Origin of the sequence: Kitasatospora sp. MAP5-34, assembly GCF_029894335.1 — a bacterium.
In the GTDB taxonomy this organism is placed as follows: Bacteria; Actinomycetota; Actinomycetes; order Streptomycetales; family Streptomycetaceae; genus Kitasatospora.
In genome coordinates, this window is record NZ_JARXZC010000033.1 from 37,219 (window position 1) to 61,512 (window position 24,294).

Annotated in this window: 12 protein-coding genes; 8 read left to right on the top strand and 4 right to left on the bottom strand. The window is 72.1% G+C overall.

Annotation, left to right across the window (positions count from 1 at the left end; all coding sequences use genetic code 11):
• Window positions 1–122: 122 nt before the first annotated feature.
• The 3 genes from P3T29_RS24055 to P3T29_RS24065 are packed head-to-tail and all read left to right on the top strand — an operon-like array spanning window position 123 to window position 3,231.
• Entirely contained in the window at window positions 123–1,181 is a 1,059-nt protein-coding gene (locus tag P3T29_RS24055; RefSeq protein ID WP_280718688.1) for a BadF/BadG/BcrA/BcrD ATPase family protein, read from the top strand.
• On the top strand, window positions 1,178–2,140 hold the full coding sequence (locus P3T29_RS24060) for a sugar phosphate isomerase/epimerase family protein (RefSeq protein ID WP_280718689.1): 963 nt from the start codon (window positions 1,178–1,180) through the stop codon (window positions 2,138–2,140). Before P3T29_RS24055 ends, P3T29_RS24060 begins: the two co-directional genes overlap by 4 nt.
• Entirely contained in the window at window positions 2,137–3,231 is a 1,095-nt protein-coding gene (locus tag P3T29_RS24065) for a sugar phosphate nucleotidyltransferase (protein ID WP_280718690.1), read from the top strand. The genes P3T29_RS24060 and P3T29_RS24065 overlap by 4 nt, the downstream gene beginning before the upstream one ends.
• 55 nt (window positions 3,232–3,286) lie before the next feature.
• On the opposite strand, the gene P3T29_RS24070 is transcribed toward P3T29_RS24065, so the two are convergent.
• The 3 genes from P3T29_RS24070 to P3T29_RS24080 form a co-directional block, all read right to left on the bottom strand.
• Window positions 3,287–4,183: a carbohydrate kinase family protein gene (locus P3T29_RS24070; RefSeq protein ID WP_280718691.1), complete on the bottom strand. Its 897-nt coding sequence runs from the start codon at window positions 4,181–4,183 to the stop codon at window positions 3,287–3,289.
• Window positions 4,176–5,339: a 3-dehydroquinate synthase gene (gene aroB, locus P3T29_RS24075; protein ID WP_280718692.1), complete on the bottom strand. Its 1,164-nt coding sequence runs from the start codon at window positions 5,337–5,339 to the stop codon at window positions 4,176–4,178. The genes P3T29_RS24070 and aroB overlap by 8 nt, the downstream gene beginning before the upstream one ends.
• A 287-nt stretch (window positions 5,340–5,626) precedes the next feature.
• Window positions 5,627–6,574: a carotenoid oxygenase family protein gene (locus P3T29_RS24080; RefSeq protein WP_280718693.1), complete on the bottom strand. Its 948-nt coding sequence runs from the start codon at window positions 6,572–6,574 to the stop codon at window positions 5,627–5,629.
• A gap of 105 nt (window positions 6,575–6,679) precedes the next feature.
• On the opposite strand from P3T29_RS24080, the gene P3T29_RS24085 reads away from it, so the two are divergent.
• Window positions 6,680–7,204, top strand: a complete 525-nt coding sequence (locus P3T29_RS24085) for a PadR family transcriptional regulator (protein ID WP_280718694.1) — start codon at window positions 6,680–6,682, stop codon at window positions 7,202–7,204.
• A gap of 61 nt (window positions 7,205–7,265) precedes the next feature.
• Here the strand turns inward: P3T29_RS24085 and P3T29_RS24090 are convergent, their stop codons facing one another.
• Entirely contained in the window at window positions 7,266–8,501 is a 1,236-nt protein-coding gene (locus tag P3T29_RS24090; protein ID WP_280718695.1) for an MFS transporter, read from the bottom strand.
• A 787-nt stretch (window positions 8,502–9,288) separates the two neighbouring features.
• Between P3T29_RS24090 and P3T29_RS24095 the strand changes: the two genes are divergently transcribed.
• The 4 genes from P3T29_RS24095 to P3T29_RS24110 all read left to right on the top strand — a co-directional run bounded on the left by P3T29_RS24095 (window position 9,289) and on the right by P3T29_RS24110 (window position 24,262).
• On the top strand, window positions 9,289–13,275 hold the full coding sequence (locus P3T29_RS24095) for an amino acid adenylation domain-containing protein (protein ID WP_280718696.1): 3,987 nt from the start codon (window positions 9,289–9,291) through the stop codon (window positions 13,273–13,275).
• Window positions 13,275–22,457, top strand: coding sequence for a non-ribosomal peptide synthetase (locus P3T29_RS24100; protein WP_280718697.1), 9,183 nt, complete (start codon window positions 13,275–13,277; stop codon window positions 22,455–22,457). Before P3T29_RS24095 ends, P3T29_RS24100 begins: the two co-directional genes overlap by 1 nt.
• A 73-nt stretch (window positions 22,458–22,530) precedes the next feature.
• Entirely contained in the window at window positions 22,531–23,595 is a 1,065-nt protein-coding gene (locus P3T29_RS24105) for a GSCFA domain-containing protein (RefSeq protein WP_280718698.1), read from the top strand.
• Window positions 23,558–24,262 carry a hypothetical protein gene (locus tag P3T29_RS24110; protein ID WP_280718699.1) on the top strand — a complete coding sequence of 235 codons (705 nt, stop codon included), beginning with the start codon at window positions 23,558–23,560 and terminating at the stop codon, window positions 24,260–24,262. Before P3T29_RS24105 ends, P3T29_RS24110 begins: the two co-directional genes overlap by 38 nt.
• Window positions 24,263–24,294 lie beyond the last annotated feature (32 nt).

The following is a 24,294-nucleotide window of genomic DNA, read 5'->3' on the forward strand; positions in this document are numbered from 1 at the left end:
TCCGTCAGACACCCCGTCCGTGAGAACTGGCCTCAGAGCCTGCTGCCTGGCGGGTTCGACCGCCCTGCTCCGGTAGCGTAGCGCGCAATCGGTCGCACAGAGTAACGCGGAGGCGTCCCACGGTGAGGTACTGGGCTATCGACGCAGGTGGCAGCACCACCACTGCCCTGCTCGACGACGGGACACGGTGGCGCGCGGGTTCGGTGAACCCCGCGTCGGTCGGCGCACGTGCCGCCGACCGGGGCCTGCTGGACCTGCTCCGTGCCGTCGGCAGCCGACTGGACGGGCAACCGGCGGCCGGCTGGCTGGCCACCGCAGCGCTCGACGCCGACGCCCCGCAGCGCGAACTCGACCGCCTCACCCGGCCGGCGGGCACGGCCGGGCTCACCGGCACGCTGGTGGTCTCCCGGGACATCCTGCCGTTGCTGCTCGCTCCCCCACTGCGCGGCCGTGGGGTGGCCGTCGTGTGCGGGACGGGTTCGGGCTTCCTGGCGGGCGACGGCGTCCGCACGCCCCGCGCGATCGGCGGTTGCGAGTACCTCGGCAGCGACGAGGGCAGCGCGTTCGCCCTCGGGCTGGGCGGCCTGCGGGCCGCCGTACGGGGTGCCGACGGGCGGGGCGCGCCGACGGCGCTCGGCCCGGCCATCGCCGAACACGCGGACGTGTCGGCGCCGGAACTCGCCCGCCGGCTCGCCGGGCAGCCGTACCCCAAGGCCTCGGTGGCCGCGCTGTCCGTCGTCGTCTGCCGTTGCTGGCTGGCCGGCGACCCGGTGGCGGGCCAGGTCGTGGGCGCCGCGTTGGACGAACTGCTGCACGGCGTACGCACCGCACGCGACTCGATGGGGCTGACCGGGCAGTGGTCGGCGACGCTGGCCGGCGGCGTGTTCCGGGGCTGCCCCGAGTTCGCCGACGCGCTGCGGATGCGGATCACCGAGGAGCTGGGGGCCGACAGCCCACCGACGGTCGTCGACGATCCGGCGGCGGCGGTCCTGGCCGCCCTGCGTGAACACGCGGGCGGCCTGCCTGCGGCCGTGGCCGGGCGATGGGCCTGGACACACAGGTCGACGCACAATTCGACGCGCAAGTGGTCGCACGAATGGACGCACGAATGGGCGCACACCCGGGACGACGCCGGCCGTGAGCACGCCGCCCTGGCCGCCGCCGAGGAGCGTCCCGGATGACGCCGGGACCCGTCCGGCTGGGCCTGTGCCTGGCGGCCCTCGCACCTGGCGGCCTCGACGGTGCCCTGCGGGCCGCCGCGCGGGCCGGAGTCGAGGTGGTCGACCTGCCGGCGGACAGCTCGTTCGGGCTGGTCCCCGCAGATTGCTCCGAACACCCGGGCTACCACCGTGAGTTGCGTGAACTGCTCGCCGTGTTGGGGCTGGAGGTGGGCTGCGTGAGCAACAGCCGGGACACCCAGCTGCTGCTCGGGCCGCACGGGCCGCACACCGATCCGGTGCTGGCCGGTCCCGCCGAGGCGAAGCGTGCGTACGGACTGCGGGCCGCGCTCGCGACGGTCAGGCTGGCGGCCGCGCTCGGCGCCCCGCAGGCCCGGCTGATGCTCGGCGTGCCCGACCTCGGGCGTTGGCTCTCGTGGTGGGGCAGCGAGGTGAGCTGGCAGGACAACATCGACGCCTGGGTGCGGGCCGCCCGGCCGGTGCTGGACCTGGCGGACGAGCTGGGCGTGGCGGTCGTGGTGGAACCGCATCCCAAGCAGGTGGTCTACGACCCGGCCAGTACGAGGTCGCTGCTCGCCGCCGAGGACCGGGTGCGGCTCTGCCTGGACCCGGCGAACCTCGCTGCAGTGGGCCACGATCCGGTCGACGCCGTCCGGGGCTGGGGTCCGAAGCTCGTCGCCGTACACGCCAAGGACCTCCAGCGCCCGCGCGAACCGCAGGACCCGCACGGGGCCGGCTGGTCGCGCTACGGCCCCGGACCCGCGATCCGGTTCCGTGCGCTGGGCTCCGGCGAGCTCCCGTGGCCGGAGATCGTGGCCGGGCTGCTGGACGAGGACTACCGAGGAGTGATCTACGTGGAACACGAGGACGCCCTGCTGCCGACCGAGCAGGGCATGGCGAACTCGCTGGCGGTGCTGCGGCGCCTGCTCCCCGCAGCCACTGCGCAGGGGAGGACCTGGTGAGCCTGGACGGCGTGCGCGCCGGACTGCTGGCGGGAGGGCTCGGCGAACGGATGGGACCGCTGACCTCGCAGGTCTGCAAGCCGCTGGTCCCGTACGCGGCGTCCTGCCGGCTGGTCGACTTCAGCGTGGCGAACGCGGTCCGGTCCGGGGTGCCGGAGGTGGTGCTGCTCTCCCTCCATCGGGAGTCGGACCTGGTGCACCACCTGCTCACGCACTGGGACGACCGGCCGGGCACCAGGCTGCACTTCGGACCGCACGACCGGCTGTTGCGCACCGGCGACGTGCACCGCCCCGGCACCGTACTGCCGCCGCGTCCCGCCGAACGCGGCACCGCCGACGCGCTGTTGGCCAACGCCGAGTACCTCTTCGCGCCCGGCGCGAGCGATCTCCTGGTCCAACACGCCGACCACGTCTACCACTTCGACTACGGGCCGATGCTGGCCGCGCACCGCAGCTCGGGAGCCGACTGCACGATCGGCGTCCAGCCGGTCGAACCGCAGTACGTGAAGCTGTTCGGCATGGTCGAGGTGGACGCCGGGCTTCGCGTTCGGTCCCTGGTCGAGAAGCCGCAACACCCGACCTCGGACCTGGTGTTCACGGCGTTCTGCCTGTTCCGCATCGACGCCCTGCGGTCGGTGCTCACCGAGCTGGCGGCACGCGGCCCGGATGGCTGGCAGCACGACATCAGCCGGGACGTGCTGCCCGAGATGATCGCCCGGGGGCGCCGGGTGACGGCCTTTCCGGTCGAGGGGTACTGGGCGGACATCGGAACCGTGGAGCGCTACCACCGCGAGCAGCTCCGCCTGTTGGCACGGCCGCACGCGATCGCACCGGAGTCCCTGCCGCGCACGCTGGTCGGCGCAGCGCCGCGCTTCGCGCCCGACACGGGCAGCCTGCTGGGCGCGGAGGTGCCGGCCGGTGCGATGGTCGAGCAGAGCGTGCTGCATCCGGGCTGCCGTGTCGAGCCGGGCGCGAAGGTGCTGCGCTCGGTGGTACTTCCGGGTGCGACGGTGGCGGCAGGCGCGACCGTGCGGGACGGCATCGTGCTGGCCGGCGAGGTGCTGGCCGGTGACCGGTTCGGGATGCCGTAGGCCCTGCTGTTCTGGGCGGTTCAGGGCGGTTCAGGGCAGGGCATGGCATGGCATTTCAGGGCAGCTGACCGTCCAGCTCGTCGGCGGTGATGAAGGAGGTGTGCGTGCCCGCCGTGCGCACGGCGTGGGCTCCGGCCAGGGATCCCGCCCTCGCGCACTCCGCCCAACTTCTGCCGGAGAGCCAGGCGTAGAGGAAGGCCGCCACATAGCTGTCGCCCGCCCCGTTGGTGTCCACCACCTGCTCGGCGGGCAACACGACCGGGGGCACATGTCGCAGCGCCGCGCCCGGCAGCTTGAGGTAGCTCCCGTCGCCTCCGGCCATCGCGACCACCGCCCTGGCGCGGCCACGGGCCAGAATGTCCTCGGCCGTCTCCTCGATCCGGTCCCCCAGCGCGCCGGTGGAGAGGAAGACCAGATCGGCGCCGTAGGCGAAGTCCTGGCGGTACTCGTCCTTGCCGTCCCAGTTGTGCAGGTCGGTGGAGGTGGTCAGCCCGGCGTCGATCGCGTCCGCCAGTGCGTGGCGGGCCCAGTCGACCAGCGAGATGTGGACATGCCGGGTGCGAGCCAGCGGCTCGCGGTACAGGCCGGGATCCACCGTCATGCCCACCGGGTGGCGGCCGTCGTAGAGCGACTGCCTCCTGCCGTGCGGGTCGACCAGGTTGACGCTCCGTCGGGTGCCGCTGGGGTGGATCAGGTAGCCGAAGGACAGCCCGGTCTCCGCGTACCGGGCCCGCACCATGGCACCCTCCGGGTCGGCGCCGATCACGTCCGCGAAGTGCGTCCGCAGGCCGAGCCGGTGGCAGCCCAGGGCCACGCCGTTCCCGGTGTGGCCGACATACCGGTTGATGTGCGGGACGGCGATGGTCTCCTTGGGCGGCAGCGGCAGTTCGGGCACCCGGACGATGGTGTCCACCCCGACGCCGCCCACCACCAGCACATCGAGCTCAGTCATCGCTTCCTCCCGGAGGCAGCGCCGTCAGCGCGGCACGGATCTCGTCGTCCGTCACGTCATCGGCGATGACCGTCTCGCCCAGCTCCACCGGCAGGACGAAGCGGATCCGGCCGCCCCTGATCTTGCGGATCTGGCCCAGCGCGGTCACCGTGCCGTCCGGGTCCAGCGAGGCCGGCAGGTCGTCATGGGTGACGGGCAGTCCGACCTCGCGCAGCAAGCCGGTGAGCCGCCGCCGCAGCGTGGGGTCGAGCAGGCCCCGGCGTTCGGCGATCCGGGCGGCGCAGGCCATCCCGAAGGCGACCGCCTCGCCGTGCAGCACGTGCCCGTACCCGGCCACCGTCTCCACCGCGTGACCGATGGTGTGACCGAAGTTCAGCGGTCTTCGCAGATCGTGCTCGTACGGGTCGTCGGCGATCAGCCGGCACTTGATCAGGCTGGCCGCGTGCACCAACCGGGCGGTGACCGCCGGGTCTGCGGCCAGGATGTTACGGTGCCTCGACTCGATCAGCTCGAAGAGCTCCGGCGAGGCGATGACACCCTTCTTGATCGCCTCGGCGAGCCCGGCCCGCAGGTCCCGGTCGGCGAGCGTACTCAGATAGCCGACGTTCGAAACCACCGCCACAGGTTGGTAGAACGCACCGAGCAGGTTCTTGGCACTGGGGTGGTCGACGGCGACCTTGCCGCCCAGCGCCGCGTCGACATGGGCCAGCAGTGTGGTCGGCACGTTGATGTAGGGCACGCCGCGCATGTAGGTGCTCGACACCCAGCCCACGGTGTCGATCACGACACCGCCGCCGACCGCCAGCACGACGTCGCGACGGGCCAACTCGGTGCCCGCCAGCCAGTCCAGCAGCTCGGCCGCGGTACCGAGGTTCTTACTGGCCTCGCCGGCCGGGAAGGAGGTCATCGACACGTCCAACCCGACCCCGGCAAGCCGGTCCGCAAGCCGCTTTCCGTGCAGGACGCCGACCAGGTCGTCGGTGATGAGCGCGACCCGCCTGCCACCGATCTCGGCGCGGAGCAGCTCCACCGCCTTCGCCTCGTCCTGGCACACGTGGACCCTGTACTCGTCCTGCCGCTGGGCCGAACCCGTGATCGGGACATCCAGATCACGCGGCAGCGCGAGCCGTTCGGACACCCTCACATACTCTGCCATCAGTTCTCACCCCTGGTCATCCCACGAGGACTACCGGAAGTTGAGAGTAGCGCCAAGAGGGTCCGGTAGTTCGTAGGCGGCCTGGGCATTTTGAGCGCGGAGCGGCAGGGTTGGCCGGCTGACATGAACCCCCGCCGTGCCGACGCGCTGTCGATCCGCCGACTCGGCGTCAGTGATTCCTGAAGCTCGATCAGATAGGCCACAGATCCCAGAGGGAAAGAGCTTGCCCGGATCAGCGACGACACGCCGACCCGGATCCGGCGGTGGAGGTGTTCGACGAGCGGGGGTCACGAGGCCAGGTTGCGGAGGGCTGCGGTCTTGGCCTGGATGTGGCGGGAGTAGTGGATCGTGAAGGTCGCCGGGGCGACGAAGGCGGCGATCTGGACGACGGTGCGCGCGGTCGAGTCGTGGGCCACGGCCGCGAGGGTGACGGCGCCGATGACGAAGCTCGCCGTCCAGGCGGCGGTGATGACGACGTTGGTGCGGATGAAGAGCGGCTGGTCCCAGAACTCGCGCGGGGTGCTCTGCTTGGCGATGCCGAGGGTGAACGGGCGCCCGGCGGCCAGCGAGGCTCCGGCGATCAGCGCCAGCGCGGCGGACGAGAGCGCCGGGGCATAGGGGTGCAGCGCGGTGTGCGGGTCCGCGAAGGCGAGCACGGTGATCGCGGCGAAGAAGACAGCGGAGCCGATCTCGATGATCTGTGCGTCCAAGGTCCGGCCTGCGCGCGCCTGTTGGGCAACGACCAGAAGCGAGACCAGCAGGGCGGCCAGCGCGCCCCAGCTCCAGCTCGCCGAGGGGATGACGGCATAGACGATCCACGGGGCGAAGGTGCGCAGGTACGACATGACGTACTCCTTGAGGCTCCTAGCAAGACTCCTGTCTTGACATGTCAAAGTGCGCCCCGCATGCCGCACGACGTGGGTGTTGGCGACGCCGGCTGTCAGGTCGTGGTTGCCGTGGTCGTCGTACGGGCGGGCGCCGCGCGTGAAGGCGGCTGTCCGGACCCAGCGGTTGCGGTAGGACACGGCCCTGCCGCCCTCCAGGCGCACGCCGTGGACCATGCCGTCGCCCAGGAACCAGTGCGCGGAGGCGGCTTCGCGCGGGTTGGGCCCGTTGCGCAGGTACCAGCCGGTCAGCTCGGGCGGTATGGAACCGGTGATGGGCAGTTCGGTGACGGTGAGCTCGTCGGGGACAGGGGCGAAGTTGCCCAGCAGATGGGGGGCGGCGGCGGTCATGACGACTCCTGGGGGGATTGAAGGACCTTGCATATTCCAAGCTTGATCTGTCAAAACTAGAATGTCGTTATTCGACCTGTCAATAGAGGAAGGTAGGATGGCCGCATGAGCCTCCGCCACGCAGTCCTCGGCCTCCTCGTCGACCAGCCCGCCAGCGGCTACGACCTGATGAAGCGCTTCAACACCTCGCTGGCCAACGTCTGGCCCGCGACCCAGAGCCAGGTCTACGGGGAACTGGCCCGCCTCGCCGACAACGGCCTGATCGACGTCGCCGCAGAGGGTCCACGCGGGCGCAAGGAGTACACACTCACCGATACGGGCCTGGCCGAGCTTCAACGCTGGCTGATCGAGGACAAGCCGGAGCCTCGGCGCAGCAGCGCGCTGCTCCGCGTCTTCTTCATAGGTGTACTCACCCCGGAGCAGGCGGCGGACTACCTGGCCAGGGCGGCCGAGCAGGCCGCAGCGGACCAGGCCGCGCTACGACAACTGCAGGACTCCCTCGATTGGACCGAGCCGGGCCAGCTGACCGTCAACGGCCGACTGGCGCTCGAGTACGGCCTGCGCCTGTACGCGATGCAGGAGGAGTGGGCGCACTGGGCCGCCGGCCAGCTCACCTCCGCCACCGACTGACGTCCGCACCGAACCACATCAACTCGCGCTGGGCGCCCGCACCACCGCAGCGGAACGTCCGTCAGGCGACGCTGCGGATGCGGTGGACCAGCAGGCCGGCCAGCAGGGTGACCAGAGCGGTGGCGGTGTAGAGGCCGCCGTAGCCGCCGAGGTGGGCGACGATCGGGGCGGCGAGGGCCGGGGCGAGCACCTGGGGGCCGGAGTTGGCGATGTTGATCACGCCGAGGTCCTTGGCCCGGTCGGCGGCGGCGGGGAGCACCTGGGTCACCAGGGCCTGGTCGACGGCGAGGTAGATCCCGTAACCCGCGCCGAGCACCGCAGCGGCCAGCACGGTGGCCGGCCAGGTGTGCACGGCTGCCAGCAGCAGGGCGGCCAGCGCCATCACCACGCAGGAGACGGCGACCAACGCCTTGCGGCGCCCGGTGCGGTCGGAGACCACGCCGCTGGGGATCGCGGTGAGCAGGGCGGCGAGGGTGTAGACGGCGGTGAGGACGAGGACGCCGTTGTCGGGGGACGGGTAGTGCACGGCGTCGGTGAGGTAGTAGAGCAGGTAGAGGGTGCCGATCGCGTTGCCCAGATTGATCAGAAAACGGGTGAGCCAAGCCCAGCCGAAGTCGGGGTACCGGCGCGGGCTGACCCAGTAACCGGCCAGCAGCGTACGGAGGTTGAAGGAGGCCCGGGCTTCCGGCGCGAGTACCGCGTCGGGGCAGAACAGGACGAACGGCAGCGCGAGGGCGACCGTGACCGCAGCGGTCAGCGCGTAGCCGGGGAGGACGCCGCTCACCACCACCGTCACCAGCAGCGCCCCGACCACCAGCCCCAGCGACTGGCTGATCCCGGTCCACCCCGACACCACGGCCCGCTGCGCGAGCGGCACCTGGTCGGCGACGGGCGCGGTCACCCCGGCCAGCATGATGTTCAGACCCGCCTGGGCGAGCGCCCAGCCGGCGACGATGCCGGCCAGCCCGTGCTGCCCGGCCGTGCAGAGCAGGCCGGCGGCACCGATCAGCGCGCCGGCCAGGATCCACGGGCGGCGACGGCCGAACCGGCTGGTCGTCCGGTCCGAGACCGCTCCGGCCAGCGGGTTGACCAGCATCGCGACCAGGGCACCCACTCCCGTCACCCAGGAGAGCAGCCCGGCCTTGTGGGCGGCGTCGAGGTGTTCGAGCTGCAACGGGAGCAGGATCTGGATCGGGGTGAAGAAGCCCAGGAAGACCGCGAGGTTCGCCAGGCTGAGCGAGGCCGTCCAGCGTGCCGTCACGCGGGTGGTGGGCTCGTCGAGGGCGGTGCGGTCCATGGTCCACCCCATCCGGCCGAACATGAGAGACCCTCATGTCCGGCTGAGTGTAGGGGTGGGGCGGGCGTACGGCTAGGCCCGGCGCACGGCGATCAGGTCGCCCGTCCGCGCGGAATCGACTGCCGGGAAGTCACGGCCGGACGGCCCTGGCAGCACAGGTGTCGAGCGGCACAGGCCGCGTCAAGTCCCCCCGGCCGGGCGACACCGGATTCCCACTCCGGCATGGCCGGAATGGAACGGCGGCCGACCCGCAAACTGCCCGCCCCCGGACTGCTTGCCTGGTCCAGACGCTGAAACACGCATTACTCCTGCGGAGACGATCGGGCATTGACACCTCCGGCGACATGATCAATCATCAGGCGAGACGTTAGATCGGAACGGCAACCAACCTTCTCCCTATTCAGACAGTCGGCCGTTGACTGCCTGTCCTGCCGGGGAAATGAGCACGCGGTGGGTGAGATGGTGGCTTCAAACCGTGCGGACAGTCCGCTCCGCCGAGGGGCACGTACGGAAGGCGGCCGTTCCGGCGGCGCCGGGCGTACACAGTCATCGTTCATCGCCAGACACTGAGTCCGCCTGCCACTGAGTCCCCGGACACCGAGTCCGCCTGAACGGGGAACACCCCGGTGCCCCATCGCGGGGGCACCGCCGAGAACCACACCAGGTGCCTGCGGTCGCAGCAGTGCACCCGTCGAGTAGTCACCGTCCCTCCCGCCCGCCCGCCGGGCCGGTGAGTCGACCCCGCACGCCTCCCCAACTGTCCTCCGCTCCGAGGAAAGAGCTGGCTTTGCCGACGATACGCACCTCCCCCACGACGACGACCAGCAGCCACCGCGACGTACCAGGACCTGATGCCGACGAGTCGGCAGCAGGCGCGCGGACCGAACCGCAGCCGCTCTCCTTCGCGCAGCAACGGCTCTGGACGCTGGCTCAACTGACGGGCGCCGGTGAGGCCTACAACGAGTCGGTCGTGCACCGGCTGCGCGGGCCGCTGGACCGTGGGGTGCTGGCCCGGGCGCTGGACGCGATCGTCGTCCGGCACGAGGTGCTGCGTACCCGCCTTGTCCCCGCAGGCGGCGAGGTGCACCAGTGGATCGACCGGTCGGACATCGGCTACCCCCTCCTGACGGACGACCTGACCGGTGTCCCCGATCCCGAAGCCCGGCTGGCCGCGCTGCAACGTGCGGAGGCCACCGCGCCCTTCGATCTGGGCAGCGGCCCGCTGGCCCGTGGCCGCCTGGTCACCCTGGCCCCGGACCACCACGCGCTGCTGCTCACGATGCATCACACGGTCTTCGACGGATCGTCGATGGACGTCATGATGCGCGAACTCACCGCGCTCTACTCGGCGTTCCTCCGTGGTGACGACGACCCGCTGCCGCCGTTGCCCCTCCAGTACGCCGACTACGCCCGTCGGCAGCGCGAGTGGATGGACGGTACGGAGCAGACCGCGCAGGCGGATTACTGGCAGCAGAACCTGGCCGGCGCCCCGCCCCTGCTCGAGCTCCCGACCGACCGGCCCCGACCACCCGAGCAGGACCACCACGGCGGCCGGGTGGCGATCAACCTTGACGAGGAGCTGACGGCCGGCCTGCGCACGCTCGCGCGGCAGCACGGCGGCACCCTTTTCGTCGCCGCGCTGACCGGCTGGTCCCTGATGCTGTCACGACTGGCCGGGGAGACCGACCTCGTGGTCGGCGTACCGACGGCGAACCGCCGCAGCCGCGATCTCGCCGGACTCATCGGCTTCTTCGTCAACTCCCTTGCCGTACGCGTCGATCTGTCCGACGCGCCGACGGTCTCCACCGCACTGGGCCGGACGCGCGCCGCCGTCCGTGGGGCGTTGGACCACCAGGACCTGCCGTTCGAGCGGGTGGTGGAGTTGGTCAACCCGCCGCGCAGCAACGCCCATTCACCGCTGTTCCAGACCATGTTCGCCTGGCAGCCGTCGCGCAGCGGCCTGTTGGACCTGCCGGGTATTGAGGCTGATCCCCTCGAAATCCCGTTCGCCGCCGCCAAGTTCGACCTCGCGCTGTCGCTGGCCGAGGAGGACGGCCGGCTGGTCGGCCATCTCGACTACGCCACCGCCCTGTTCGACCACGAGAGCGCCGAACGCTACGCGGGGTACCTGCGACGGGTGTTGGCCCAGATGGTGGCCGAACCTGACCGGCAGGTCGCGGAGCTCACGCTGATGGCCCCGGACGAGCGCCACCGACTGCTCACGGACTGGGACGCGACCCAGGGCGCCGAGGCCGTGCCGCCCTCCGGGCTCGGCGGCCTGATCGAACGCTTCGAGGCGCGGGTACGGGCCCACCCGGACGGCCCGGCGCTCGTCTGTGCCGATGGGCGGACCGACTACGCCGTACTCGAGCGGCGCGCCAACCGGTTGGCGCACGCGCTCATCGCGCGCGGGATCGGCCCCGACCAGGTGGTCGGCCTGCACGCCGGACGGTCCACGGAGCTGGTCGTGGGTGTCCTCGGCATCCTCAAGGCGGGCGCCGCCTTCCTCCCGCTCGACCCCGGCCAGCCCATCGAGCGGCTGACCGCCATGGTGACGGACGCCGCGCCGGCCCTGGTACTGAGCACCACGGACGACTGGCAGGACCTGCGCTCGGTCGAGGCGGAGGGTGTACGTGACGACGCCCCCGCAGTCGCGGTCGGCCCGTCGCAGCTGGCCTACGTGCTCTACACTTCGGGCTCCACCGGCCGCCCCAAGGGCGTCGCGGTGACGCACGGCAGTGTGCTCAACCTCCTCGACACCTGGCTCGCCCGGTTCGGCCCGACACCCGGTGAGGCCAGCTCCGCGTGGTCCAGCATCAGCTTCGACGCGACGATCCACGAGCTCTTGCTGCCGCTCACCACGGGTGCCGTACTGCACCTCGTCCCCGACGACCTGCGCGCCGACCCCGAGGCGCTGCTGGACTGGATGCGCCGACACCGCATCGTCCAGGCGTTCCTGCCCCCGGCGTACGTCCGGTGGATCGACGAGGCGCCCGAGGAGCGGCTCGCCGGACTCGCGCTGCGCCAGCTGCTGACCGGAGTGGAGTCCCTCCCGGAGATCGCGCTCCACCGCATGACGCAGGTGCTGCCCGGCCTGCGGATCTGCTACGGCTACGGCCCCACCGAGAGCACCGTCTACTGCACCTTCTACACCGACCCGCAGCCCCTCGACCGGCCCTGCCCGATCGGCCGGCCGCTCGGCAACACCCGCCTCTACCTGCTCGACGAACGGCTCCAGCCGGTGCCCACCGGGGTCACGGGAGAGGTCTGGACCGGTGGCGCCGGACTCGCCGCAGGCTACCTGAACCGCCCGGACCTGACGGACGAACGGTTCCTCCCCGACCCCTTCGTACCGGGCGAGCGCATCTACCGCACCGGCGACCTCGCCCGCCGACTCCCCGACGGCAACGCCGAGTTCCTCGGCCGCCGGGACGACCAGGTCAAGCTGCGCGGCTTCCGGATCGAACCCCGCGAGGTGGAGGCGGCGCTGCTGGCGGTGTCCGGTGTACGCGAGGCGGCTGTCCTCGCCGACCGCGACGACGCCGGCGAACTACGCCTGGTGGCCGCCATCGGCCGAGGCGACACCGAGCCGAGGCAGCCGCACGAGTGGCGCGCCGCGCTGGCCGAGCGGCTGCCGGACTACATGATTCCCGCGCTCTTCGTCGAACTGCCCGCGCTACCGCTGAACCGCAGCGGCAAGCTCGACCGCGCCGAGCTGCTGCGGCAGGCCCGGACGGCCGCTCCTCAGCAGGTCAACACGGCCACCCCGCGCGACCACGTCGAGCTGGCCCTCCACCGCATCTGGACACGGGTGCTGGTTCACCCCGCGATCAGCATCACCGACAACTTCTTCGAGATCGGCGGCACTTCGATCTCCGCCATCAAGGTGGCGGCCGCCGTCCGCGAGGAGTTCGGCGACAGCCTGCCCATCCGTGACGTCATCTCGCACCCGACGATCGAGACCCTCGCCGAGCGCCTGCGCACCGGCACGGCCCGGCAGTTGAGCGGAAACCTGATCGAGTTCCGCAAGGGCGACGGACGCCGCCGGGTGGTCTGCGTCCACCCGGCGGGCGGCACCGCCTTCTGCTACCTGTCGCTCGCCGCCGCGCTACCGGAGGAGATCGGCGTGTACGGCATCCAGTCGCCCGGCCTGGACCCGGGCGAGACGCCGCTGCCCACCGTCGAGGCCATGGCGCGGGAGTACCTGAGGCTGGTCGAGCCGCGCGCGGACGAGTCGCTGGTGCTGTGCGGGCTGTCCTACGGCGGCCTGGTCGCGCACGAGATGGGCCGGCTGCTGGCCGAGGCCGGACACCCCCGGTTCAGCGTGGTCCTGCTCGACAGCCGTAGCACCGACGACCCGCAGGAGCGGGCCGCGATCGAGCCCGTCGAGGCGGCGGACTTCCGCGAGAAGCTGGTCAGGTTCAACGGGATGTACCCGGGCATCGAGGACGCGCAGATCGACCGGTACTTCCGGATCTACAACCACAACCGGATGTCCGCCCGCGCCTACCTCGTGCCGCCGTCACCGGCCCGGCTGGTGTTCGTCCAGGCGTCCGGGGAGGACGAGGACGTGGAGCACGAAGCCCGCGCGTTCTGGCAACGACGGGCCGGTGACCGCCTGTTGGTGGAACCGGTGGGCTGCGGCCACTGGGACATGCTGGAGAGCGACGCGGTGCCGCAGATCGCGAAGCTGATCGTGGCGGAGCTGGTGCGGGTACCGGCTCAGCCCGCCTCCGCCGGGCCGTCCGACCTGCACACCGTGCGGGAGGCGTGATGCGACTCGGCACCGAACCCATCACGGGCCTCGCCCAGGGCGTGCACGCCCGGGCACTGCAAACCCCCGGCGCGCTCGCGCTGGTCGACGGCGACCAGCGGCTCGACTACGCCGCCCTGGACGCGGCCGGCGCGGCGGTGGCCGACGGGCTGCGCCGCAGCGGAGTCCAGGCCGGCCAGGCGGTGGCGGTCCACCTCCCCCGTTCCTGGCAGTTGGTCTGCGCGATGCTCGGCATCCTCCGGGTCGGCGCCAGGGTCGTGCCACTCGACGCGCAGAGCCCGCCGGAGCGCCGTCATCACATCCTGACCGACTCCGCCGCCGTGGCGCTGATCCACGCGGACACCGCGCCCGAGAACCTGCCGGACGGCGTACGGGCTCTCCCGGTGACCGCCCTGCTCGCCCACCGTGCCGCATCCGAGGCCCCGTTCACCGGAGCGCCGGTCTCCTTCCTCTTCTACACCTCCGGAACCACCGGCCTCCCCAAGGGAGTTGAGGTGACGGAGCGCGGTGTCCTGCGGCTGGCCCGCCCGGGGTACCTCGAGCTGGAGCAGGGTGCGCGCTACGCCTGCATGTCCAACCCCGCGTTCGACGCGCTGAACTTCGAGGTCTGGGCGCCGCTGCTGACCGGCGGCTGCTGCGTGATCATGGACGACTCGGACGTCCAGACCCCGGACCGGCTGGCGGCGGCACTGCTACGCGAACGGATCGACACCCTCTTCGTCACCGTGGCACTCTTCAACGCCGTGGTGGACGCCGTCCCCGACTGTTTCGCCGGCGTCGGGCAGGTGCTGGTGGGCGGCGAGCAGCTCAACTCCCGGCTGATACACCGCTGGTACCGTCACAACGCGGACAGCCCCACCCGGCTGCACAACGTCTACGGCCCGACCGAGACCACCACCTTCGCACTCTGCCACCCCATCCCCCGGGACTTCGCCGCCGACGTCGTCCCGATCGGACGCCCGCTGCCCGACACCTTGGCGGTCCTCGTCGTACCGGGCACCGACCGGGAGGCCGCACCCGGCGAGGTCGCCGAACTCCACCTGGCCGGAGCCGGGCTGGCGGCCGGCTACCGCAATCTGCCCGAGGAGACCGAGCGGCGGTTCGTCCGGCTGCCCTGGTACGACGACGGCCGCGACCTCTACTACCGGACCGGCGACCTGGTCCGCGCCGACGGCGACGGCGTCGTGGAGTACGTCGGACGCGCCGACCGGCAGGTGAAGGTACGCGGCTTCCGGATCGAACCCGGCGAGCTGGAGCGGCAGATCGTCAAGCACCCGGCCGTGCGGCAGGCATACGTCTGCACCCGCCGCGACGGCGAGTACGGCCCGAACGAGCTGCTCGCCTACCTCGTGCCCGACGGCGAGCTGACCTTCGGGGAGTTCGACCGCCACCTGGCGAACGGGCTGCCCGCCTACATGCGTCCCCACCACCTCTACCTCCTCGACGCGCTGCCGCTGAACGCCAACGGCAAGGTCGACCAGGCCGCGCTGCTGGCCCGCGACACCCCGGCCTGGCGGCGGACGAACGGAACCGGCCCCGCCGCCACCGCCTGGGAGCGTGAGGTGCTGGAGCTGGTGGCCGAGGTGCTGGGGATGCCCGACCCCCGGCTCGACGACAGCTGGACCGCCATCGGCGGCGACTCACTGAAGGCGCTGCGACTGCGCTTCGAGGTCAGACGCCGCTGGGGCTGCGACCTGCCACAATCCGCAGTCCTGCGAGGGGACTTCACCTCGCTCGCCGAGGCCGTCGCCACCGCCCGCGCCGCCGGAAAGGCGCACTATCCCGTACCGGCCGGGCCCACCGAGGCCCGCACCGCACCGGCCACCAGCGAGCAGCAGCGACTGTGGCTCTTCCAGCAGCGCTCGCCGCGATCCCGCGCCTACGACGTGACCACCGCCGTGCGGATCGACGGTCCGGTCGACGCCACGGCACTGAGGCGGTCGCTGCGACGCCTGGTGGACCAACACCCGGCGCTGCGCACCGGGTTCGAGGCGACGCCCGAGGGCCTGCGCCAGGTGGTCGGCGAGCCGTACGACCCCTGGACCGACCCCGGCACCGCCACTCCCCAGGACGAGAACGGCCAACGGGCCTTCGCCGAGGCGTTCTTCGCGCTCCCCTTCGACCTGGCCCTGCCCCGGATGCTGCGGACCTGCTGGCTGCCGCAGCACGGGGGCGGCGTCCTGCTGCTCCACCTGCACCACATCGCCGTCGACGGCTGGTCGCTCAACGTACTCTTCCGCGACCTGTCGGCGGGGTACCAGCAGCACCCATCGTACCCGGCGCAGCCCGCGCTCACGCCGCTGGACTTCGCACACTGGCAGGCCGATTGGTCCGCCCACCCGGGGTACCGCGCGCAACGCGCCGAACTACGGGACCACTACGCCGGTTTGGCCGAGGTCGCCGAGCCGCTGCAGCCGAGCGGCACCCGCCCGATGGCAGAAGGACGACTGCTGCACACCACGCTGGACGTCGTGCGCCGCGCCCACGTCGACCGGCTCTGCGCCGAACTTGGCCTGACCCGCTTCCAGTTGCTGCTGGGCGTCTTCGCCTGGAGCCTGTACGCCGTGACCGGCCGGACCCGGCTGAGGGTCGCCACTCCGGTGGCGAACCGGCCGGTGCAGGAGTTCGAGGCGAGCGTCGGCATGTTCGCCAACACCGTGCTGCTGCCGCTGTCCCTCACACCCGGTGAGGAACTGCGTGATCAGCTAAGGGACTTGGGCGCCGGGGTGCGCGAGGTGCTGGACCGGCAGGACGTCACGCTCTCCGACGTGCTGGCTGACCTGGGCCCGGGGGCCGGGCAATCGCCGTTCGACATCCTCTTCGTCCAGGAGAACACCGACTTCGGGGCACTGGCCCTGCCGTCCTGCGCCGCCCGCCCGCTGTGGTGGGCGCCGGCCGAGGCGAAGTGCCCGATGACCCTGTTCGTGGCCGAGCACGCCGGCGACCTGGACTGCGTGTGGGAGTACGCCGCCGACCACTTCGACGCCGCGCAGGTCGAGGCGATGGCCGGGCTGTTCCGGCGGGGCCTGGACCTGCTCGCCGCCGGCGAACCTGTCACCGTGGCCGAGTTGGCCGCTCCCTACCGCGACAGCCTGCCGCAGCACGGCGACGGCCCGGCCACGGAGTTGACGTACACGACCGTGGCCGACGGCTTCGCCCGGCAGGTCGCCAGGACCCCGGACGCGGCCGCCCTGAACGACGGTCTGCGCACGCTGAGTTACGCCGAACTCGACGCCCACGCGGCCGCGCTCGCCACCGAACTGCGGTCGGCCTACCCGGTACCGGACGAGGACGACCGCCCGCGCCGTGTCGCGCTGTACTTCGAGCCGTGCGTCGAGCACGTGGTGGCGCTGCTGGCGCTGGCCCGGCTGAACCTGACGATCGTGCCGCTCGACCCGTCCTACCCGCCGCACCTGCTCCGGCTGATCCTGCAACAGGCGGACCCGCTGTGCGTCCTGCTGCCGCCGGGCGGCGCAGCGGCGTTCGACGCGCTCGACGCGGGCGATGTGGACAGGCTGACGCGACACACCGTCACGCTGGCGCCCGTATGCCCGCCCGCGCCTGTGCTTCCTCTGCACCACGGCGTCCGGCCGCTCTACACCCTCTTCACCTCGGGCTCCACCGGGACTCCCAAGGGCGTCCAGGTGTCGGACCGGACCCTGTGCAACCTGCTCCAGTGGCAGGCGGAGGCGGGCGGCCTCGGAGCGCCCGCCGTGACCCAGCAGTTCTCCATGCTGTCCTTCGACGTCTCCTTCCAGGAGATCTTCGGCACGCTCTGCGGCGGCGGCCGCCTGCACCTGGTCCGGCCCGGCTGGCGGCAGGACGGGCCCGCCCTGCTGACGCAGCTGGAGTCGGCGGGGGTGGAGCGCGTCTTCATGCCCTACGTGGCCCTGCAACTCCTTGCCGAGCACGCCGTCCACCTCGGCCGTTACCCTGCCGAGCTGCGCGAAGTGGTCACCGCAGGTGAGCAGTTGGTCTGCACCGACGCCATCCGCCGCTGGTTCGCCGGCCTGCCGGGCGCCCGGCTGTTCAACCACTACGGCCCCACCGAGACGCACGTGGTGAGCAGCCTGTGCCTCGATGGCGACCCCGCCCACTGGCCGGACCGCCCCGCCATCGGCCGACCGGTCGGCGGCGCCGTGCTGCGCGTGGTGGACGAGGCCGGCCAACCGGTCCCGGCCGGCTGCCCCGGCGACCTGCTCATCGGTGGCACGATGGCCGAGCGCTGCTACCTCGGCGAGGGCGAGGACGGTCCGAACGACGAGCGCTTCGTCGAACTGCCGGGCCTGGGCCTGTTCTACCGCAGCGGCGACCGGGCCCGCTTCGACCGGGAGGGCCTGCTGCACTACCTGGGCCGCGACGACCAGCAGATCAAACTGAGCGGTCACCGGCTGGAGTTGGGATCGATCGAGGTGGCCCTGCTGCGGCACCCGGAGATCGTCAACGCCGTGGTGGCACGCGACGGCGAGCTCCTGACGGCCTGCTTCCAGGATCGCGGACGGACACCCACAGCCGAGGAACTCACAGCTCACCTGGCCGCGTTGCTGCCCGCCTACGTACGGATCGACCGCTTCCGGCGGCTGGAGACCCTGCCCTGCACCCCCAGCGGCAAACTCGACCGCGCGGGGGCCCTGCGCTCACCGGGCGAGGAGCTGCGCGGAGGCGCGAGCGGCGGGCCCGTACTGTCGGAGTTCGAAGCCCGGCTGGCCGAGGCGTTCGAGGCGGTGACCGGCGCGGCTATCGGCCCCGACCGGTCCTTCTTCGAGGCGGGCGCGTCCAGCCTGACGCTGATGCGCTACCACCTGCGCTGCACAACCGAGTTGGGTCTACGATTCACGGTCGCCGAGCTGTTCGAGCACGTCACCGTACGGCGGCTGGCCCGGTTCCTCGACGGGCCTGAAAGCACGACCAGCACGACGGGCACGACCGACACCACGGGCGCTCGGGCCGAGGCCGTGACGGCCGACGAACCGATCGCCATCATCGGCATGGCCGTGCGCCTCCCCGGCGCCCCTGACCTGGCCTCCTTCTGGGAGCTGGTGACCACCGCCGGCCGGGGCATCGAGCACTTCGACGCGGCGGACGGCCTGGTCGGGGCGCGCAGTCAGCTGGACGGACCGCTGGCCTTCGACCCCGACCACTTCGGCATCAGCCGTTACGACGCCCGGCTGATGGACCCTCAGCAACGCCACCTGCTGATGGCCTGCACGCAGGCGCTGGCCCATGCCGGAATCCAGGATCCGTCGTCCGGTCCGCGCGTCGGCCTGATCGCCGGGGCGGGCGAGAACACGTACTTCCAGGCCATGCTGCGGGAGGCCGACCCTGGTTGGCTGCCCGACGGCTTCCGGATGGCCCTGCATCACGAGAAGGACTTCCTCGCGACGAAGGCCGCCTACCATCTCGGGCTGACCGGCCCGGCCTTCACCGCCCAGGCGGCCTGCGCGAGTTCGCTGGTCGCCGTCCATCTCGCCGCGAGCCTGCTCCGCCAGGGCGACGCCGAGGTGATGCTGGCCGGCGGCGTGCTCGTCGACCCGACCCTGACCGGCGGCTACCGCTACCAGCCCCAGCACATCTTCTCCGTGGACGGCCACTGCCGGCCCTTCAGCGGCGACGCGAGCGGCACGATCGGCGCCAGCGGCATCGGCGTGGTGGTACTCAAACCACTGCGGCTCGCCCGGCGCGACGGCGACACCGTCTACGCGGTGATCACCGGCTCCGCTCTCAACAACGACGGTTCCGAGAAGCTCAGTTACAGCGCGCCCTCACTCGCGGGCCAACGTGAGGTGATCCGCGCCGCCCTGCGCCGCAGCGGTCGCACCGGCGCGGACCTCGCCTACGTCGAGGCCCACGGCACCGGCACCCGCCTGGGCGACCCGGTCGAGGTCGACGCCCTGCGGCAGGCGTTCGGCGTCGCCGAGTCCGGTCGGTGCGCCCTGACCTCGGTCAAGAGCCAGATCGGCCACCTGGGTGCCGCCGCCGGTGTCGTCGGACTGATCCGCGCCGCCTTGAGTGTCCACCACGGCGTCATCCCGCCCAACGTCGACTTCCGAGCCCTCAACCCGCACATAACCGCCGACCCGACTCCCTTCTACATCCCCACCACCGCCCGCAGTTGGCCCGCCGACCGTCCCCGGGTGGCGGCGGTCAGCAGCTTCGGCATCGGCGGCACCAACGCCCATGTGGTGCTGGAGGCGGTCCCGCCGACGGATCCCGGCGCTCCGGCGGCCGCCCCGGACACCTGCCTCGTACTGTCCGCCACCAGTGCGGCCGCCCTGCGTACCGATGCCACCCGCATCGCCGACTACCTGGCCGCCCACCCGGAGGCCTACGGCGAGGTGCTGCGGCACCTCCAGGCCGGCCGACCGGCCCGGCAGTGGCGTCTGGCGGCAGTCTGCCCCGACGCGTCCGCTGCGGTGGACTGGCTGCGCACGGCCGTACCGGTCGCGCCGATGAAGCCGGACGCGACGCCCGTTCCCACCACCGGTCGTCCTGCGGACGAGCCGGCGGACGCCTGGGCGGACGGGTACGACCTCGACTGGCCGCAGGGCCCGGCGCAGGCGCCGTGGGACTTCCCCCCGCCGGCCTTCGAGCTGGCGGACTACGACTTCGAGCGTACGGCAGTCCACCCCGCACCCGCCGTCCCCGAGGGTCCGCAACGGCTCGCGGAGACCGACTGGCTCAGCCAGCCGCACTGGGTGCGGCTGCGCCGAGCGAGTACCGGCAGCAGCAGCGACACCAACAGTGGCCTCCGCGAGTCCGCCGTACTGGTGGTGGTCACGGACGGCCCGGCGCCCGCTGCGGCGCTCCGGGTGTTCGAGGCGGCGTACGCCCGGGTCGTGCAGGTGAGCGCGGCCGACGCCTTCGCCCGGCACGGGGACGACGTCTTCGAGGTCGATGCGACCGACCCCGCTTCGTTGCGCCGGCTGCTCGACGCGGTGACCGCACAGGCGGGGCAGCAGAGGATCGACTGGCTGCACGCACTGCCCCTGGGCGTCGCGGGCCCGGTCGGCCGGCGCTCCCTGGAGCAGGCCCGCTGGGCGTGCGTCGATGCGCCCGCCGCCCTCGTCCAGGCACTCGCCGGGATGTCAGGAGCGCCCCGACCGCGCCTGTGGTGGCTGTCGTACCGAGCCCGACCCGTCGAAGGAGCCGTCGAGCGACCGGAGTTGGGTCTGCTCGCCGGGATCAGCGAGGTCGCTCCGCAGGAGATCCCTGTGGACGGCCGCTGGGTGGACCTGCCAAGCGCCGCCCTGACCGACTGGGCGGCGCCGCTGGCCGCCCTGCTCACCGGGGACGGCGCCGGGCACACCAGGCAGCTGGCCCTGCGGCAGGGTTACTGGTGGCAGCAGGCCATCTCTCCGGTGGCAGAGGCCACCGCGCCGATGATCCCACCGGGGGACGGCGTCCACCTGGTGCTGGGCGGTACCGGCGGTATCGGCGCGAGCGTGGCGGCCTGGCTGCTGGAGCAGACCGAGGGCCGGGTCCTGCTGCTGGCCAGACGGCCCCAGCTGCCCGCCCAACTGGCGCGCTGGGCCTCCCGGGTGGACCTGATCGAAGGAGATCTGGCCCAGGACGCCGGGGTGGAGGAGATCCTGCGGCGCGTGGGCGGCCGTACCGCGCGGCTCGACAGCGTGACGCACGCGGCCGGTGTCGGGTCGGGCGGCCTGATCGTCCGGCGCGACGCCGTAGCGGCGAGCCAGGCGGCCAAGCTGGGCGGCGCCCTGCTGGTCGAGCGGCTGATCGAGCGGTACGCACCGGCGCTCGCGGTCTACTGCTCCTCCATGTCGGCCCTGCTGGGCGGGGTCGGCCAGCTCGACTACGCCGCCGCCAACGGTCTGCTCGACGGCTTCGCCCACCATCGACCCGGCGGCACCGGGACGGACCCGCAGGCCACTGTGCGGCTCGGCATCGACTGGGACGTGTGGCGGGAGACGGGCATGGCGCTGCGGGTGCCGTCCACCGACGCCCGGCACCAAGCCCATCTGGCAACCGGCCTGACGATCGAGGAGGGGAAGCGGGTGTTCGCCCGGGCCATGGCGCTCCAGCTGCCCCAACTCCTGGTCTCCACCACGGATATCGAGGAGTCCCGGGTGTTCTACACCGCCTCGGCTCCGGCCGCCGCGCCCGCCGGCACGGCCGAGGAGGCCCTCTCCCCGGCCGACCACCTCACCGACCGGCTCTGCGAATGGCTGGGCGTCGACCGGATCGACCCGGACGACGCCCTGTACGACCTGGGCGCCGATTCGCTGACCATGCTCGACCTGATCGGCTCGGTCAAACAGCACTTCGGAGTCGAACTCGAACTGTCCCGGCTGAGCCATCAGGTCTCCGTCAACGAGATCCTGGCCCGACTCGAGGAGGCCATCCCCCGCGACTCGGACGACGTGGTGCTGGAGATCTGGCAGGAGGGTACCGGGCGCGACGTACTGTGCCTGGTGCACCCGGTCGGTGGCGACATCCAGGCCTACCGGTCCCTGGTGTCCGCGATCGACCGGCGGCTGACCGTCTGCCTCATCGCCGACCCAGCCCTGCGCCGAACCGGCCTGCCGGAGTCCGGTCCGCCGGAAACAGGACTGCCGGAATCAGGACTGCCCGAATCAGGTGCGCCCGGATGGCCGCTGGCCGAACGCGCCCGCCGCTACCACGCCGCCCTGCACGGCCACTTCGCCGACCGCACGCGGCGCCTGTACCTGGCAGGCTGGTCCTTCGGCGCCTGGGCGGCGATGGGAATGGCGGCCGAGGCGGAGGCGGCCGGCCGCCCGGCCCAGGGGCTCTACCTGCTCGACCCGCCGGCGCCCGGCTCGGGCTCGCTGTTCCAGGGCTACGACGAGGCGCAGCTCGAAGCCGTGTTCGCCCATGAACTCGGCGACGGTGGCCCATCGTTCACCGGTGAGGCGAAGGCGTACGCCGAACGGCTCGCGCAGTGCTGCCGGGCCAATCTGGCGAGCATGGCCGACCACGAGCTGCCGCAACTGTCCGCCACCCCGGGCCAGTTGTGGCTGGCGGAGCAGCCGGTGGCGGGACTGCCCCGGCAGGGCACGCCGGACGAGCAACTGACCCTGTGGGAACGGTACTTCCCGGCCTCGGGCAGCCGGCACCGGCTCGCCACCACCCACTACGGCGTCGTCCGGCCGCCGTACGTGCACACGGTGACGGCCGCGATCAACGCGGCTCTGGACGAGTGACGCCCCACCCCACCGCCTGCACCTGCCCCCGACCGGCCGCCACCGGCCACCCCACCATCGGAGACGCACTGCCGTGAGCCCCGCAAACCCCTACCAGGCACTGCCGGTTCGCTCCTTCTGGCGCCCGGCCGTGGCCGAGCCCGACCCGCTCGCCATCGACGGCCTCTGGACACCGAAGTTCGCCCTCGGTCAGGACGACCCCGTCCTGACCGCCGGCTCCTGCTTCGCCGCCCACATCGGCCGCGCCCTACTGGAGCGCGGCATGAACTGGTACGACACCGAACCAGCCCCTCCCGGGCTGACCGGCGAGCAGCGGCGGAACCGCCACTACGGCCTGTTCTCGTTCCGCACCGGCAACATCTACACCCCCGCCGTCCTGCACCAGTGGCTGTCCTGGGCCTTCGGCCACACCGCCGCGCCCAGCACGTCCTGGCTGGAGGAGGGCAGGTACCACGACCCCTACCGCCCGGCCGTCGAACCGGACGGCTACGCGTCCGCCGAGGAGATGCTGGACGCCAGGGAGTTGACCCTCGCCGCGATCCGCCGTGGCATCACCACAGCGAGCTGCCTGGTCTTCACCCTGGGGCTGACCGAGGCCTGGCGGGACAGCGCCGACGGCACCACGTACCCGGTCTGCCCCGGCACGGTACGCGGCACCTTCGACGCCGAGCGGCACGTCTTCCGGCACGCCGGCTTCGACGAGGTGCACCGCGACCTGCTCGCGGCCATCGCCATGGCCCGCGCGGCCAATCCGGAGCTGCGGATCCTGCTCACCGTCTCGCCGGTGCCGCTCACCGCGACCGCCACCGGCGAGCACGTGCTGAGCGCCAACAGCTACTCCAAGTCCGTCCTGCGCGCGGTCGCCGGGCAGTTGGCGCGGGACCACGCACACGTCGACTACTTCCCGTCGTACGAACTCGTCACCGGAGCCCCCTTCAAGGGCGCCTGGTACGAGCCGAATCTGCGGACCGTCACACCCGAGGGCGTCGCCTTCGTCCTGCGCCACTTCCTGGGCGCGTTCGGCGCGCCCGGACCCGAACCGCGTCCGTCCCTGACCCACGCATCCCTGACCCCCACCGCAGGACCGGGAGGAGACCCCTGTGAAGATGCCGTCCTCGACTACTACCGCCCCCGCTAGGTTCCTGCTGCTCGGCGACTCGCACGCCGGCCCGATCGGGCGGGCCGCTCGCGCGGCGGGTCTGCCCTTCGAGGGCGGACCGCTCGGCGCCGGACGGGAGTTCACCGACGACTTCTTCGAACCACGGGACGCGGACGTCGTGTTCCGCGCGCCCGAGGCGGAGCAGCACTACCGTGGCTTCCTGTCCGGGCTGCAGGTGGCAGAGCTCGGAGCGGTCGCGGTGCCGGTGGTCTCGACCCTCGGGCTCAGCGTCCACTTCGTCGCCACCGCCGACAACTGGCAGCTCTACCGGGACCCGAACGGTCTGCGGCCCGGCTTCCTGCCCGGCTTCCTGTCCAGTGCGCTGTTCGCCGACATCGTCCGTGCCTCGGTCCGCGCCGCGCTGGCCTTCTACGGCCACGCGCTGGGCCTCGGCCTGCGGGTGCTGGCCGTGCTGCCACCGCAACGCGTACCGTCGCACGCCGACCCGCTGGTCTTCATGGCGGCCCAGGACGTCGTCCGCGACGCACTGACCGGCCTCGGCGTCGAGATGGTCGACCTGCGGGCCCGGACGACCGACGAACAGGGCTTCCAGCGGCCCGAGTTGTGTGAACCCGACGACGCGATCCACGGCAATCTCGCCTTCGGCCGCCTGATCCTGGCCGAACTGCTGGAGCGCGGCCTGTAGTTCTGCCGTCCCCGACCCGAATCCCCCTCACC

Bases quoted from the DNA above. Each gene is read 5' to 3' on its own strand.
- P3T29_RS24060 (WP_280718689.1), top strand. From the start codon at position 1,178: ATGACGCCGGGACCCGTCCGGCTGGGCCTGTGCCTGGCGGCCCTCGCA.
- P3T29_RS24070 (WP_280718691.1), bottom strand. From the start codon at position 4,183: ATGACTGAGCTCGATGTGCTGGTGGTGGGCGGCGTCGGGGTGGACACC.
- aroB (WP_280718692.1), bottom strand. From the start codon at position 5,339: ATGGCAGAGTATGTGAGGGTGTCCGAACGGCTCGCGCTGCCGCGTGAT.
- P3T29_RS24080 (WP_280718693.1), bottom strand. From the start codon at position 6,574: ATGACCGCCGCCGCCCCCCATCTGCTGGGCAACTTCGCCCCTGTCCCC.
- P3T29_RS24085 (WP_280718694.1), top strand. From the start codon at position 6,680: ATGAGCCTCCGCCACGCAGTCCTCGGCCTCCTCGTCGACCAGCCCGCC.
- P3T29_RS24090 (WP_280718695.1), bottom strand. From the start codon at position 8,501: ATGGACCGCACCGCCCTCGACGAGCCCACCACCCGCGTGACGGCACGC.
- P3T29_RS24100 (WP_280718697.1), top strand. From the start codon at position 13,275: ATGCGACTCGGCACCGAACCCATCACGGGCCTCGCCCAGGGCGTGCAC.